This is a genomic window from Intestinimonas butyriciproducens (assembly GCF_016901775.1).
Lineage (GTDB): Bacteria > Bacillota > Clostridia > Oscillospirales > Butyricicoccaceae > Pseudobutyricicoccus.
In genome coordinates this window covers 1-339 of the sequence record NZ_JACJKW010000056.1, presented here as the reverse complement: position 1 = coordinate 339, position 339 = coordinate 1, and the positions used below count along the sequence as shown (strand labels likewise).

General features: G+C 50.7%; 1 rRNA gene. It reads left to right on the top strand.

The annotated features are described in order from the left end of the window. Positions 1-12: 12 nt before the first annotated feature. Positions 13-339 (top strand): 16S ribosomal RNA (locus H6A25_RS13210); the annotation flags it as partial.

Below are 339 nucleotides of genomic sequence, written 5' to 3'. Positions count from 1 at the left end.
TTGATGAATAATTTTTTAGAGAGTTTGATCCTGGCTCAGGATGAACGCTGGCGGCATGCCTAACACATGCAAGTCGAACGGAGCACCCCTGACGGAGTTTTCGGACAACTGAAGGGAATGCTTAGTGGCGGACGGGTGAGTAACGCGTGAGGAACCTGCCTTTCAGTGGGGGATAACACATCGAAAGATGTGCTAATACCGCATAACATAGCGATGGGGCATCCCATTGCTATCAAAGATTTATTGCTGAAAGATGGCCTCGCGTCCAATTAGCTAGTTGGTGAGGTAACGGCCCACCAAGGCGACGATTGGTAGCCGGACTGAGAGGTTGAACGGCCA